Source organism: Algoriphagus sp. A40 (genome assembly GCF_002002735.1).
Lineage (GTDB): Bacteria > Bacteroidota > Bacteroidia > Cytophagales > Cyclobacteriaceae > Algoriphagus.
Genome location: NZ_MUNY01000072.1, coordinates 39,297 through 56,057, shown reverse-complemented (window position 1 = coordinate 56,057; position 16,761 = coordinate 39,297). Strand labels below are relative to the sequence as shown.

General features: G+C 45.6%; 4 protein-coding genes. All 4 read right to left on the bottom strand.

The genetic code is table 11. The annotated features are described in order from the left end of the window. The gene (locus B0E43_RS17825) at positions 1-5,346 is read right to left on the bottom strand and encodes an ATP-binding protein (protein ID WP_139352817.1); all 5,346 of its coding nucleotides are present in this window, start codon (positions 5,344-5,346) and stop codon (positions 1-3) included. Positions 5,347-5,820: 474 nt separating this feature from the next. Further along, positions 5,821-5,985, bottom strand: a complete 165-nt coding sequence (locus B0E43_RS23005; RefSeq protein WP_168171972.1) for a hypothetical protein — start codon at positions 5,983-5,985, stop codon at positions 5,821-5,823. Then, positions 5,975-12,643, bottom strand: coding sequence for a sensor histidine kinase (locus tag B0E43_RS17820; protein ID WP_077352282.1), 6,669 nt, complete (start codon positions 12,641-12,643; stop codon positions 5,975-5,977). Before B0E43_RS17820 ends, B0E43_RS23005 begins: the two co-directional genes overlap by 11 nt. 261 nt (positions 12,644-12,904) lie before the next feature. Next, complete coding sequence (locus B0E43_RS17815; RefSeq protein ID WP_077352280.1) at positions 12,905-16,591, bottom strand: two-component regulator propeller domain-containing protein; 3,687 nt, start codon at positions 16,589-16,591, stop codon at positions 12,905-12,907. Positions 16,592-16,761 lie beyond the last annotated feature (170 nt).

Sequence of the window (16,761 nt, the reverse complement as noted above, 5' to 3'; positions counted from 1 at the left end):
TTATTGAGGGATCATTTTAATACTCAATATAATAGTAAAAACTGTTCCATCAACTATCCTGGTATTCACACTAATCTCTCCGCCATGGGCTTTGATGATGTCATGGGTAATACTGAGTCCGAGACCCGTTCCCTCAGTTCCTTTTTTTGTGGTGAAGAAAGGCTGCAGGATTTTGTCTTTGATCTCGTCGGGGATTCCGGGGCCGTTGTCTTCTACTTCGATAAGGATTTGGTCTTTTTCCAATCTGGTGCAGATGGTGAGTTTGGGGTGGTAAACGTCCATCCCTCCAAGGGTTTCGAACCCTTGGAGGGTTTTAGTCCGCATCGCATCAAAAGCATTATTGCACAGGTTGATGATTACCCGGGTAAAGTCTTCTTTGATCAGGGACACTTCCTTTATTTCCTGATCCAGATCCAAGACGATATCCACATCGATCGGATTTTTGCTTGCCCGCATTCCGTGGAAACTCAGGTTGACATATTCTTTGATCAGACCATTGAGGTCTGTGGGTTCCATCTTGCCGGAGCCACCTCGTGAGTGCTGTAGCATGGAAGAGACAATGCTGTTGGCGCGGGTGCCGTGCTCGTAGATTTTCTCCAGGTTGGCTCGGATATCATCCAGGATCTCATCCACTAGGGTCTCGTCTCTTGCCTCTTGGCTCTTGGCTCTTTCCTCTTTTATCTCCCCCATCATCTCCATTGAGACTTCCGAGAAATTATTCACAAAATTCAACGGGTTCTTGATCTCGTGGGCGATGCCGGCGGTGAGCTGACCGAGGGAGGCGAGTTTTTCCTGCTGGACGAGCTGGGTTTGGGTGGCTTTGAGTTCGGTCAGGGCTTCCTCTGCCCTGGATTTGGCAGCCTGAATGGCTATCAAGTTTTCCTTTGCCCGAATGGCCTGGGCTTCTGCCAGCAACAAATCATTGAAACGGGTGTAAGTCAGGTCAAATACATTGGCAAACTTTTCCAGAAGATAAAGCGCCTCGTTTTGCAGGGGTTCCGGACTTGTGACCACCAACATGCCTTTTGAAAAAAATCCGGCTGTCTGAACCCTCCTGGTATGGAGATAGGCTTTGTTGAAAGGAATTTTGATTTCTTCCTCCATATACTTTAGCCAGTTCTGCAGTTCTTCACCCTGTAAATCCACGACCAAGGATTTTGCCCCCTTTTTCCACGCTTCATAGGATTTGGACAGGGTGGTGGGTTCTGAGATTCTTCCGGAGAATTTGGTTTGTAATTTTTGTCCTCCCTGCTCGGTTACCCAAAAGTCGATACAGTTATTTTCCTCGTCGACGATGCCGATGTTGATCCGTTCGTGGGTGACACCCAGAATATTCAACTGTTCAAAAAGCACATAGGCGGCGTCAGCCAGTTCCTCCGACTTTTGCATGGCCATGGTACGGCTTCGTACTTTTTCCAATGCGGCTTCAATCTGTGCTTCCCTTGCCTGTAATTGGGCTTTATGCAGGTCCTGAAAACGGGTGTATGCGAAGGAAAAAACAGCGGTGGCTCTTCTTAGCAAATCCCAGCTTTCTTGGGAAATCTCTCCAGGTGCAGCTGCTCCGATATACCCGTTTGAAAATTTGTACAGGTGATAGGTACGCTCGGGAATGGTATCCCCATAGAAATTGCTGGTTCCGAACAATTTTGTTTTACCCTCACAGTAGCGAATCCATTCGATGCGGTTTTCTCCCTGCATCAGAATGGAAATCTGTTTTGATTCGGATCGGTAAAATTGAAGCATTTGCCGGCCCACCCAGGTATCCTGCAGGTAGATGGTCATCTGATCAGTGACCGCCTTACCCGGATCATCAGTGTTTTTGATGGTAAACCAACATGCTGTCAATCCGCTGCTTTCATCGTGGATGTAAATCGAGCTGGTTTCCAGTTCTTCCACTCCCAAAGCTCCCATTTCTTCCCGGAGCAGTTGGGCAACTTCTATAAGTTCATCCGGACTTTGCATGGCCAGAGAACGGGAACGTACTTTTTCCAAAGCATTTGCGATTTGAGCCTCGCGTGCCTGTGCTTCTGCGTTTTTCAGATCCAGAAACCGGGTGTAGGTTTGGTCAAAAACTTTGGCGAAACGTCTAAAAATATCATGGGCTTCGGGAACAGGCTCATAGGTAATGAAGAGGAGTAGTCCATGTGTAAAATACGCATAGTGCATAATTTGGAAAGTAGGAAGAGGATGGCCCGCATGGATGATAGAATCCAGAATTTCACCTACTACCGGAAGTGTTCGCATGTATTGATAATGCATGACAAGATCATCTCCACCCATTTCCACGACGTGAAAACTTTTACCTGCCTCAAATGCTTCCCGCATTTGCATAAATAATGGATCCTCGGTAGTGGGTGCTATAAAGGGAGGTTGCATGACCCCTTCACTGCTCATCCATAAGGTTATGGCCTTTTTGTTTTCTTCCCAGGTGCAATACCCGGCACTCCAGGCAGGCATACCAAAGGCTTTAATTTCCTTGAATAATAAATTGGCTGCGATGGGCAATTCCTCACTGCTCTGCATACCCATGGTGCGGGAGCGCACTTTTTCGAGGGCTGTCTCTATTCTGGCTTCCCTTGCCTGCGCTTCGGCTTTTTGGAGATCGAGGAAGCGTTTATAAGTCAGATCAATTGCCAGACCCATCTTTTTCAACACAACCTCCGTTTCCGAAGGTGGTGGAAGTGTGAAATCCAACGCTAGCAAGCCATGACTCATTTTAACAAAGGCGTGCCATGTTTGCCTGGCCGGCAACCTTTCAACAAACCCTTCTAAATCTTCTGCATAATCCTTACTGAATACTTTTCCAAACCATTCAATAGATTGTTTCCAGTCATCCAAACTGGCCTCCACCACAAAATAAGGCTCATCATAAGTCCAGATTATCCGATTCCAAGCAGTTGTGGTTTCATCAAGCGGGTATTCAAAATCAAGTGTAAATCCACTGCCCTTTTCCGTTTCTGCATATGAAGTAAGATCTAATATCCTTACGTTGCCATTTTCTTGTTTTAGGTAAAGCGAAGTAGCTGAAATGCCGAGAATCCGGAGATTGTCTATTTCATTCCGTAGTGTGATGACCACTCCCATAACTTCAGAGGTCTTATGCATGGCCATGGCTTTTGACCTAACTCTTTCCACTGCCAGTTCAATTTCTTTTTCCCGTGCCTGCGCTTCGGCTTTTTGCAAGTCAAGAAATCGGATATACGCTTGGTTGAATGCGATGGAAAAACGACTGATGATATCCTGCTGCTCATCAGGCAAAGGTTCAAAACTCCCTGTGACCAGTGAACCAAATTGATCTGATGAACCTGAGAGATGGATTTTCTTTACTGAGGCCATATCATTTTTGATGAACTCAGGCAATCTGGACAGTTCTGTTTCCCCCAACACAAAACGGTCCATATCTCTTTTTTCCTTTCCTTCTAACAGGTATTGCCATTTTTTTCTGCGTTCCTTACAGCAGTCGAGATACCACAGATGGGAGGCATGCTGATTCATTTGAACAAAAAAACCATTCTCTGCCAACAGGCCTTCGTGCCCGGCCATCCACCAAGTCATACCTCTATTTTCGGGATTTATAATCATAATAAAAGCCCGGTCTAGTTTCGCATCCAGCTTTGTTAGTTCGCGATACAGTTTGTAAATAATTCCGCCTAATTCCGCTGAATCCTTCATTGCCAACGAAGCTGCTCTTATTTTTTCCAATGATGTTTCAATCTGCGCTTCGCGGGTCTGCGCTTCTGCTTTTTGGAGGTCGAGGAAGCGGGTGTAGGTCTGTTGAAATACTTTTCCAAACCGCATCAGAATCGAATTCTCTTCGGTTGCAAAAGGTGTCTCTGAATAGTGCTCGATATACAAGCCCACATTGTCCAGCAAAACAGTCGAAATGGCGAGGGCGGACTTATCGAGGATGGCTTTTTGCGCTTCTTCTGTCAAATCTGGAATCCACTCGAAAAGATCTTTGTAGAATTTGTTTTTTACTTCAAAGGGCAGCAGGTTGGCAAAAAAAGGTGCTTGCTTAGCTTTGGCTTCGAGGAAACTGTTCCAATGGGGCGAATCAAAATAGGGAATTGTGATCTCAGTGGGCACACCCTGCTGTTGGTCTGCCAACCAGATATGCATATCCTCCCGCTCTTTGTAGTCCAGGATGAACCCTGCATGTTCGACGTTGATACTCAATCTTACAAATTGGTCGAATACTACTTGAATGACTTCTTTAAGTTCTTCGGTATGGTGCATGGCCATGGTCCTTGCCCTTACCCTTTCCAAAGCCAATTCTATTTCAGCTTCACGGGCTTGGGCTTCTGCTTTTTGAATATCCCGAAATCGTTGGTAAGCAAGGGAAAACACCTGATGGAAGCGCTTGAACAAGGTCAGGATTTCCTCTGCAATCGGCTGGTACAAGGTCAGTCCAAGCCCTCCTTCCCCGATGGACAAAAAACAATAGTCCAGTTCTTTGGCTTCATCCAAAAGCGGATCCGGGAAATGGTTTTCTTCTTTTCGATGAATCCTAAACTCTTCAAGTATTTTGCCGTCGAGTTTACCGATAAAATACCCGTCTCTTGAAGCCAGCATTTGCCTGACCATTCCTTGTTCTACCGGACTTTTGAGGTATTCGGTTTTTTCAATGGTGGTATTGTCGTACGGCGTGAAGTATTGGTAGCACAGGTACTGACCGATGTTTTCATCGATGATGGCGATCTGGACATTCCGGATGTGATCCACTCCAAATTGTTGCAACTGATCTGAAATGACTCGACAGACATCGAGCATGTCTTCCGGTTTTTTCATGCCCATTGCAACGGCTCGCACTTTCTCCAATGCCGCCTCGATGGCCAATTCGCGGTTTTTGTGTTCCAGTTCGACAGTGCGTCGCTTGACCGCATCCCGGAGTTCGAGGTTTTCTTTGCTGATTTTTTCCAGGGCGATCGTCTCACCTTCTTGTACCCGAATATCAGGAAGGGAGCCATGCTGTTGGGCTACTTTCCATCCATCCTTGGTATCCCGGACCAAGGTTGATATTCTGATCTTTGAATAAAAATTCCAATCAGAATCCAAGAGCACATAGATATCGCATTGCTCATTGATCAGAACCAAATGGTCTATCGGAATCACATCGATTTGCCGGTTTCGCATTTCTGCTTTTCCGACTATCTCGTTCATTTGGGCTCTATAAAAATCGATTCCGTCCGCTTTGGAATGGGCGACTTCAGTTTCTGAGGTGCCGATCATTTCAAATTGATCATCCAGGGTAGAAGCAAAGGTTTTCAGGTCACCTTTGGTATAGCTGTCCCAATATCGCTGGTAGACTTCCAAAGCTTGAGCTTTTACTTGCTGGTTAATTTTCATAGGCAGGATCAAATGGAAAAAAACACTCAATAACCGGACTCCTAATGGCTTAAACCAAAAAACAGAACCGGACCTTGGACTCCTTCGAACTACCTTTTGACAAGAAATTCTAATTTCTTAAAAAGCAGTAATGAGGTATTCGGAAATGGAAATCTTTGATTTCTGACAGCATTGTGGGATTAAGGCATTGCAATCGGAAATCAAACAAGGCAGCTTGGGAAAATAATATTTGGCTTTTTCAAAATACAAAATCCCCTTTGAATTCAGGGATTTATTTTTCTGATTTTCCTGAATCCTACCCTTTAGATTCGGAAGGAAAGACTGGCCATTAAGGCAACCTGATACTTCTGGTTGGCTTGGATTTTAGGTTTTCTCATTTTCCTGCCGGAAAGCCTTTCAGGAATTGATCAGAAGGGGGAGTCAGATTCCATTTTGTAAGATTTTACTTTTCTGGAATTCTTGATTCCCGAAGATTCAGCCGATTGGCAAAAAAATAATTAAAGTACATCCTTCTTCCAGGTTAGTCTCCACTTTCAATTCTCCTCCATCCGCCTTCACAATATCATAGGCTAATGACAATCTCAATCCCCTTCCCACATCGGTTAGTTTGAAGGTGAAGTCTCCATTTTCAAAAGTCAATTGGAATCTGAATAATAAATTCTGTTCCCACTCCCATAGTAGAGTTCACCTCCAATTTTCCCCCATGGGCCTTGATGATGTCGTAGCTGATACTCAAGCCCAAGCCTGTGCCTTCGGTCCCTTTTTTTGTTGTGAAAAAGGGTTCGAGGATTTTGTCTAGGATTTCTTTCGGGATCCCTTTTCCGTTATCTCCAATTACAAGTTGGATTTCCTGATCGGAGGTTTTCTTGGTGGATAGGGTCAATTTTGGGAGGAAGTCTGTCTGGCTTTCTGAGGCTTCTTGGAGTTTATCCCGCATGGCATCAAAGGCATTGTTGCAGAGGTTGAGGATGACTCTGGAAAAATCATCCGAAATCAGTTTGACCTCACCCACTTCCGGATCCAGCTGTAAGTCAATTTCCACATTGATCGGTGCTTTGCCAGCTCTCATCCCATGAAAGGCGAGATTGGCAAATTCCTTCACAATGGGATTGAAGGCTTTGGATTCTATTTTATTCCCCGAGGATCTGCTGTGTTGCAGCATGGATTTGACGATACCGTCAGCCCGTTTTCCATGCTCGCTCACCTTGCCGATGTTGTTTTTTACGTCAGTTAGGATTGCAATAATTTCCTCTTTGCAGTCTGAGTCTTCTAATTTTTCCAGCTCATCAAAAACCTCATCAATCAATTCACTACTCACTTCAGAGAAATTGTTGACAAAATTCAGTGGGTTTTTGATCTCATGGGCAATTCCTGCGGTGAGCTGTCCGAGGGAGGCCATTTTTTCGGATTGAATCAATTGTGACTGAGTGGCCTTCAGTTCAGAAAGTGCTTTCTCCAATCGTTGCTTTTCTTCTCGCAATTCCATGTCCTGCCTTTCTTTGGCTTCTAAATCCAGGAAGCGTTTGTAGGCCAACTCGAAAACCAAAGCGCATCTTTTTTGGAGCATTTGGGTTTCTTCCGATAGGTTTTGGTGGGAAACCATCAGCAATGCTCCACCGGAGAAATCCGAAAAATGGTAAAACTGTTTTTCCGGTGGAAGATCCCCCCAGTAGTCAGCGATCTGAGGAGCGTTTATTTTTATTTCAGCCAGCCATTCTTTCAGCTGTGCGCCTTTTACTTCGATCGTGTACTCGGTGATTTCGTCCAGGTAGAGTTTCAAAAACTCCTTAGCCAAAGCTGAATTTTCCAGGCGAAATGTAGTCTGGCCTTCAATTATTTTATCGCCAGCCCGAAACGCATACCAAGAAGCAAATGTGGGAGAATCAGCAGAATACAAATGAACCACTGACGCTTCCAAATCTTCCTGGCCAAGAATTCCCATTTGTTCGCGCAGTACATTGGCCACATCACTGAGTTCGGTGGAGGTTTGCATAGCAAGTGCTCTGGTTCTGATCCGCTCCAATGCAACTTCAATCTGTGCTTCGCGTGCCTGTGCTTCAGCATGTTTCAAGTCACTGAATCGTGTATAAGTCAGATCAAAAACCCCGGCAAATTTCACCAATAGCCCTAGATTTTCCTCCGGTAATGGTTCGGGAGTAGTTACGACAAGCATCCCTTTTGAAAAGAATCCTACAGTCTGAACGCGACGATGGTGTAAAAATGCAGGATCAAAAGGGATTCCGATTTCATCTTTCAAATACCTCAGCCAATTCTCCAAATCATCCCCAGTCTGGTCTATGACCATGGATTTTTGATTCTTTTTCCAACCGGTATACATCTTGGAAAGCGTTGTGGGCTCATCGATTTTGCCTGAGAATCGTGTATTGATCTGGTTGCCACCTTGCTCAGTGATCCAGAAATCAATCGTGTTGGTTTCTTCTTTGACTATTCCAATATTGATCCGCTCATGGACGATTCCCAGGGCTTGAAGTTGTTGGAAAAGAACAAAAGCTGCTTCTGCCAATTCATCGCTATGCTGCATGGCCATGGTACGAGCCCGCACCCGTTCCAGTGCCAATTGAATTTGTGATTCCCTTGCCTGAGCTTCTGCCTGCTTTAAATCAGCAAATCGACGATAAGCCAAACCAAATACATTGGCAAATCTTCGCAGCAGGCTTCGGGAAGTTTCTTCGGGTTGATCAACTGTGACCATGAGTAAAGAGCCTCCCGCAAAATCAGCAAACGACCAGAAGGATTTTACATCTTCCATTCTTATACCTTTTGCTGATTCCACCATTTTGATGTGTGCTTCCGGAACTTCTTTTTGAAGAAACCCAAACCATTGCATTATTTTTTCCCCCTCATTTACAAGAACATAATCCTGCATATTCAATGAATAGGCGCGTAAAGCTTCTTCAATAATCAAAAGACCTTTCTTTGGAACGTGGGCTGATGATTCCAGAATTTCACCTGAACTTTCCGGTGGCCTCATAGCCGCCCATGCATATATAAAATCAGGAGATTCATCATGCAGATGGATGACGCAGGTGTCTAATTCTTTTTGCCCAAGTAAACCCAGTTGATTCCTGAGTTCATAAACTACCTCGTTGAGCTCCTGCGATACATGCATGGCCATGGCTTTGGCACGCACCCGCTCTAATGCCACTTCAATCTGAGCTTCCCGAGCTTGAGCTTCGGCTTTTTGCAGATCCAGAAACCGGGTGTAGGTCTGCTCGAAAACTTTGGCGAAGCGGGAAAAAATATGTGTTTCCTCAAATGGCTTTAAAGTGATTAACAATAAATAGCCGTATTTGAAGGGGATCGCATGGTTTTTTTGCCAATCAGGAAGTGGATAGCCACTGTCTATAAATTTTTGGATTCCCTGCTTAAACTCCGGAATCTCCATAAACAACTCATAGTACTTTTTTAACCTTTCTCCCTCATAAATCTCCTCATAAATCTCAGTTTGGTTTTTCCAGGCTTCATACATTCGCAGTTCCCCAGGCTCGTAAGTGTAAGGGACAGAAAAAACCCCGATACTTGTCCACTTCTGAACCATGATATTTTCTTTTTCGCAAATGGCAAATGCAACCCCTTGTGATTCCGCCCCCAATTGCTTCAGTTGGTCAAAAAGTAATTCCGCTGTTTCAATCAATTCCGAACTGCTATGCATGGCCATAGTCCTGGCCCGAACCCGTTCCAAAGCGGCTTCAATTTGGGATTCCCGGGCCTGGGATTCTGCTTTTTGGAGGTCAATAAATCTGGTGTAGGATTGCTCGAATACTTTGGAAAAGCGTTGGAGAATTTTCGCCTGCTCTTCAGATAGAGAACCGGGTGTCCAGGTCAATGCTCCATAACGCATATAGGCCATGGAGAACACAAGGGCCTCCTGTTGCATCATGAATTGCTTGGTGGTTTCAGGGACTTTGGTAAAATCAGTATGGAAAAAATAATAGTTATCAAGTGACTTCTTCTCCTGCCCAGCAATTTCAACGACTGCAAAAGGTGTCCCGCTTTTCCAATACATGATTAGTTCGCGTAGTCCAGGGAGTTCGGAATAGGGTACATGGTACTTTTCTGGAAGATCATAGCCATCATCATAGCCCTCACCCCAGCTATCAATATCCCCAGAATCAGGATCCATGATATTGATGGCCGCGCCCCCTTGCTTGAATCCCAATTCTTTGAGTTGGGAATACAGCACTTTGACAACCTGACGAAGATCTTCACTTTTTTGCATGCCCATGGTTCTCGCACGTACCCTTTCCAAAGCAGCTTCAATATGCGCTTCGCGAGCTTGGGATTCTGCTTTTTGAAGGTCGAGGAAGCGGATAAAGGCCTGTTCAAAGACTCTTCCAAACCGGATCAGAATTTGGAACTCTTCCTCTGTGACAGACTTTCCCGTCCAACTGTCAACACCTAGCATTGAATTTTTCTCGGCAGAATATGAAATGGTCCAATTTGGCAACTCAAGCTCCAATTGCCTTACATCGGGAGGGATGGTTTCCGAATTGTATTTTTGGACATACCTGAAGTAATCGTCTTTTGTTTTGCCGGAGTAGGTTTTGTTCAGGACACTTTCTCCCTTTTTTCTTGAATTCCATAAGGCCTTCCAAATGGCATTCTCCTTCATTTCGGAATCAAAAGGCAAGTGAACTTTAAGGGGAGTTGGCATTTGGTAAGTGGAAATCCAGAGCGTAATTTTTCGCTCTTCGGAATCAGAAATAAAAATCAGGGTTCCATCGAATAATAGACCAAGTTCGGACAGTCGCTCCGAGACAGCCAAGACCACTTGTTCCAATTCGTCGGAATGGTGCATGGCCAATGACCGGGACCGAACTCTTTCCAAGGCTGCTTCAATCTGCGCCTCCCGTGCTTGAGCTTCTGCTTTTTGGAGATCGAGGAAGCGGGTATAAGTCTGTTCGAATACTTTGGCAAAGCGCTGGAGGATTTTCGCCTGTTCGTCCGAAATGGGCGAAGGTGACCAGTTCAAAGCGCCGTATTGCATGTAGGCCATGGATATCATCAATCCTTCCTGCTGCATCATGAATTGCTTCGTGGCTTCGGGGATTTTGGCAAAATCAGTATGGGAAAAAAAATAGTTGTTGTATGACTGTTTCTCCTGCCCGGCAATTTCAACTACCGCATAAGCTGCCCCACTCTTCCAATGCTTGATTAGTTCGCGCTGCCCAGGGTGGTCGAAATAGGGTACATGGTATTTTTCCGGCAAATCATACCCATCATCAAATCCCTCAGCCCAGCAATCCACATCACCCGAATCGGGGTCCATGATAATGATGCCGGCTAACCCCCCGTCAAATCCCAGTTCCTTGAGTTGATTGTACAGCACTTTGACGACCTGACGAAGCTCCTCACTCTTTTGCAGTCCCATGGTGCGGGCGCGCACCCGCTCTAATGCGGCCTCTATTTGTGCTTCGCGAGCTTGGGATTCTGCTTTTTGAAGGTCCAAAAACCTCACATAAGTCTGCTCAAACACCCGGGCAGCCCTGCGCAAAATACCAATGCTGTCCTCGCTGTACTTCCTTCCGTCCCAACTGTCTGCGAACAGGGAAGAGTGTTTGTTTGGAAAGAAACATATCACATGGCTTTCCATCTTCCGCAGAATTTCCCTGGCACTTTCGGGGATTTGGACCAGGTTATTGTGCGCAAAAAGGTGCTCAAAATACCTGTCCTTTTGTTCTTTGGAATAGACCTCATTGATCATTTCAGTCTTTTCCTTCACTGCTTTCCAGCTTTGGCTTATGAAATTATCCTCCTTCATCATGGCTTCGTCAAAAGGAGCTGCCACCAATTGCGGGTCTTGAATCGAATTCCCGACCCAATAGGAAATGTCTTTGGACTTAGGATCATACAAGGCTATACCCACGGTGCCGAGCAAAGCGTCCAGCTCAATCAGTTTTTCAAAAAATATAGCAATGACCTCCCTCAGTTCCCCGGATTGGTGCATGGCCAGGGAACGGCTCCTGATTTTTTCCAATGCTGCTTCAATCTGTGCTTCCCTTGCTTGTGCTTCGGCTTTTTGGAGGTCGAGAAAGCGGGTGTAGGTCTGCTCGAAGACTTTACCGAAACGTTTGAAAATATCATGCGCCTCGGGACAAGGATGATAGGTAATGAAAATCAAATTTCCGTGAGAAAAGTTGACAACATGGTCAATCTGAAAAGTGGGTACTTGTCTGCCGGAGTTCAGAAAGGCTTTTAATCCCTCTCCAAGAACTGGCAATTGGCTCATGTATCGGTAATTCTTTTCCAATTCTATTCCCCGGATTTCCTCTACATAGAAGTCAACTCCATTTTTAAGGGATTCATCAAACCTGATGAAGAGTGGAATTTCGGTCAGCGGTATCCTGAAGGGGGGGGTTAGCCTTCCATCCGGAGTACTCATCCATGAGGTGCACTCCTTTTCCCCCATTTCCCAAATGTTGAACCCACAGCCCCATAAGTCCAATCCCATTGATTTAACCTCATTAAACAAGATCACGGCAACTTCGCTAAGTTCATCGCTCTTGTGCATCGCCATTGTGCGGCTCCTGACCCGCTCCAATGCCGCTTCAATCTGGGCTTCCCTAGTTTGTGATTCAGCTTTTTGAAGGTCGAGAAAGCGGGTGTAGCATTGCTCAAATACTTTTGCGAATCGCTCCATTACCTTCGCCTGCTCTTTGGAAAGTGGTGTGGGTGACCAGGACAATGCCCCGTATTTCATATAGGCCATCGAAAACCGCACTGACTCCTGTTGCATCATCAGTTGTTTGGATGACTCCGGAGCCTTGGCGAAATCTGTTTTGAAAAAATAGTAGGCATCATAGGTCTTCTTTTCTTGCCCCGAAATCTCAATTTCCGCATAGGGCGTCCCGCTTTTCCAATGGGCTAATTGTTGCAGATGACCCGGGTGGTTAAAAAATGGAACATGGTAGCGCTCAGGCAAAAAATAACCGGAATCAAAGCCCTCCATCCACCAATCAATATCGCCCGTGTCCGGATCCATGATGGTAATTGAAGCAACCCCCAATTGGAATCCGAGATTTCTGAGTTGATCATATAGAATTTGGACCACTGTCCTCAAGTCCTCGCTTTTATGCATGCCCATGGCCGTTGCACGGACTTTCTCTAGGGCAGATTCTATTTCCAGTTCACGTTTCCGCGCATTCAGTTCCGCTGAAACCTTCTTCAGCTCAATCCTGAGTTTTTGTTCCTCAGAAATGATTTTTTCATTTGAATCTTGCTGATCCCTTTTTAATTCAGAGTTTTCAAAGTCACCTGTTTCTCCATTGACACTCATACCTTGTGCATTTGGTTTGAAAAATTCCGGAAATTAAGACTGTAGGTTTTTTGCCCTGATCCCGACATACATCCTGGGGATGCATTCAAAATCAAGCTGTACTTCGGCTTTTTACTCTTGCAATAAGGGATTGGTAGGTACTAGCAAAAACAATTACTACCGAAAAGATTTCCGATAGCTTTTTGGTGGTATTAAAAAATAGTGGCTACGTTAATTTAAGATAAGTTTTTGAATAGTAGCTAAATAGGCAATAGGATTGAATCAGGAAGATTTAGGGATCGTAATGCTAAATTTGGTCCATTCGCCTACCACTGTGGTGATGTCCAGGGACCCGTTATGGGCCTTGATGATGTCGTGTGTGATACTCAGGCCGAGACCGGTGCCTTCTGTTCCTTTTTTGGTGGTAAAGAATGGCATCAACAGTTTGTCTTTGATTTCATCCGGTACACCGGGACCATTGTCCTCGACTTCGATGAGGATGGCATTGCCTAGGTCTTTTGTCCGTACTTCCAACTTGGCCTTGTAGTCCGGACCGACCTTGTTGATTTTTTCACGCATGGCATCGAAGGCGTTTTTGGTCAGGTTCAAGATTACCCGGCTAAAATCCTCGGTGTTGAGGGGGATTTTTGGAAGGGTTTCATCCAAATTGAGCACCATATCCACATTGATCGGGTTTTTGTTGGCCCGCATGCCGTGGAAAGATAGATTGACGTACTCTTTGATCACCTCGTTCAGGTCAGCAGGTTCCATTGCTCCACTGCCTCCTCTGGAATGCATCAACATGGATTTGACAATGCCGTCGGCGCGCCCACCGTGGTGCTTGATTTTGGTTAGGTTAACTTTGATATCGGAGAGCAGGTCTTTGACATTTGCCAAGACATCGCTTTCTTCCATTTTTTCCAACTCTTCCTCTACCTCATCGAGAAATTCCAAACTCAATCCGGAGAAGTTGTTTACAAAGTTGAGTGGGTTTTTGATCTCGTGGGCGATGCCTGCGGTCAATTGGCCCAATGAAGCCAGTTTTTCCTGCTGGATAAGTTGATTTTGGGTGGACTTCAGGTTTTCGTGGGCTGCCTCAAGTTTGGTATAGGCTTTTTCGATTTCCCGAGCCTGTTCCAACTCTCTTTCCCTAGCTTTTTCCTGCTCTGCCTGAATGGCTTTGTTGCGTTGGTATCTATGGACAGGATAAGCGAGTGAAAGGAACAACAGGGTATAAAATGCAAAGGCCCACCAGGTTCGGTAGAGAGGGGGCCTTACAGAAAAATTGTAAGAAAGGGGCTCAGTCCAACCGCCGGCCTGAGCATTTGAAGGCCCTGTAAATCTGGCTTTGACCAAAAAGGTATAGTCTCCCTCCCTGATATTGCCAAATGTGGCACTGGTTTTTTTCAGCACTGGGCTCCATTCCTCATCGTATCCCTGAAGAATATATTGATACTCTACCAAATAGGGTTTTGCCAGTTCATCGGATCCGAAATCAATGTTGATGTGATTATGTCGGTAAGGAAGAACTAGGTTTTCTGGGAAAGCGTAAAAAGGAGAAACTCCTTCAAATGAAATTCCCTTAAATCTCTTTTTCAGGGAATCTCTTTCCTCCGGAATAAGCTCTTTTCCAAAATTGTTCAATTCATCGGAGGAAATGGCCTCCGAATTCGAATTTTCTGCCAGCGTATGCCAAGGAATGACTTCTTCATTTATCCTGATTTGTTTGAGGAAAATTTTTGGAGCATTTTGGTTTCGGGCAAGTTCCCGGTAATCGAAGCGAACCAGGGCGGTTTTGTTACTTCCTGTTCCGGCCCAGAGAATTCCCCGGCTGTCCTGATACATCCCGTTTTGCCCGTCAGTGAGGTCTTTGACCGGATAGCCAGTATTGGAGTTGAAAATCTCTAGGTTTTCCAGTTTTGTAAATGCCAAGTCGCCCTTTGGTGGATCGAAAAACGCAAATCCCAGATTGGTACCTACTGCGATTTTCCCGTTGTCCATGGGGACGATCTGCTGGATCAGATTATCAGGAAGTCCGTCTTGCGTTCCAAAAGATTGGATAGTGAGCCGGGCGGAGTCTGTCTTTCCGATCTTGCTACGCTCTTGGCGGCTCAAAAAGGACAAGCCCTGTTCGGTTCCGATCCAGATGTTCTTTTCCTGATCCTCTTTGATCTTGATGACCGAATTATCCACCAAACCCTGAGCAGCTGTCAGGTTGGTGAATTTTTTGCCGTCAAACAGGCTGATGCCACCGTCTACGGCTCCGATCCAAAGCTGATTTTCAGAGTCTTCAAAAATGCTCAGAATGATATTGCCTGCTAGACCTTGGTCGGAGGTGTATTTGGTGAAGTTTTCTCCGTCAAATTTGCTCAATCCTCCGCCTTCGCTTCCAAACCAAAGGTTACCCAAATGATCCTCGGCAATGGAATAGATTTCATTGGTCCCCAGAGTCTGGGCAGTGGTGAAGGTGGTAAAGGACTTCCCGTCAAACTTACTCACCCCGCCTCCGGTTCCAAACCAGAAGTTACCAGACCGATCCTGAATCATGCTAAAGACAATTTCCCCTCCCAATCCCTGAGAAAGGGTGTAGGTGACAAAGCTTTTTCCGTCAAACCTGCTCACTCCACCGCCGGCAGTTCCAAACCAAAGGTTGCCATCCCGGTCCTCCAAGGTGCTGAGCACGATGTTGTTTCCGAGGCCTTGAGCTACTGAAAAATTGGTAAAGCTGCTTCCTTCAAATCGGGTCACCCCACCGCCGTCCGTACAAAACCAGAGTTTTCCTGAAGAATCTTTGACAGCGGCCAGGACGGAATTGGCCGGCATTCCCAGATTTCGGGTATAGGTGGTGAATTTTTCCCCGTCAAATCTGCTGATTCCGGTTTCGGTAGCAAACCAGGTATTGCCTTGTAAATCCTCCAAAATGGTCCGTACCACATCACCTGCCAGACCGTCCTCGATGGTGTAGGTAGTAAAAGATTGTCCGTCAAATAGGCTCGCACCACCTCCGATGGTACCGATCCAGATTTTTCCGGAAGCACTGAGGGTAAAAGTCCTTACCCGATTGCTGGGCAGTCCGTCTTGCTCGGTAAAGTTCCGAAATGTCTTTCCATCATATTTGCTGAAGCCACCTCCATAAGTACCTATGAAAAGGTTGCCTTCCCGATCTTCCAAAAGGCTCAGTACAAAATTGTCAGCCAAACCGTCTTCTGTGGTATAGGTGGTAAATGTTTCCCCATCAAACTTACTTAACCCACCCCCGCCTGTTCCAAACCATAAATTCCCGCTGCGGTCTTCCAAAATGCTAAAAACCACATCATCAGCCAGGCCATCCTCGTGGGTGTAATTGGTAAACGTGTAACCGTCAAACTTGCTGACTCCACTGATCGTCCCAAACCAAATATTGCCTTTGCTGTCTTCCAGCATACTTCTAAGGATGTTTCCAGCCAGGCCTTGAGAGGAGGTATAATTGGTAAAGGTGCTTCCGTCGTATCGGCTGACTCCTCCGCCGTTGGTGCCAAACCAAAGATGTCCTCTGCTGTCCAAAATGGCACAATTGACAGCATCCAGAGCCAAACCGTCATCTGTGGAGTAGGTTTTGAACTGAGAAAGCCCGCCCTCACCGAGGAGGTAGGGGTTGCCATTGGTGTCTTTAATGATTTCTCCGCTTTCGTTTCTCAGAACCAGGAGATCTTGTTTTTCAGGGGCAAGAAGTGAAATGGTTTGAGTCTCTCCGTTATCATCCTGGTAAGAATAACTGCCAGCATCCTGTGCCGGAACTTGGACTACCCTGGGTGGAGGAAGGGATTTTAGACTGATGGTTTTAGGCTGTATTGAATCTGGAAGATCCGAAAGAACTCTTACCTCCGGTGGAGAAGAAGGTAAATGCCCAAAAGTATTTTCAGGATTTTTGTCCTCAGTGCAGGCAAAAAGCAAAAAAGCAAATCCCCAAATGGCAAGGGCGTTTTTCATTCTATTTTTCAAAATCCAATTTCGAAAAGTGAGGCCGGACAGTGTTTATCCAAAACTTTTGAAAAAGATAACCAAATATTGAATCAGAAAAAATGCTTTTGGAATCATGGGAAAAGCGCTGGGAGCAAGCTAGGGTCGATTACGTTAAAAAGCCGGTTGCTGAAAAGCAA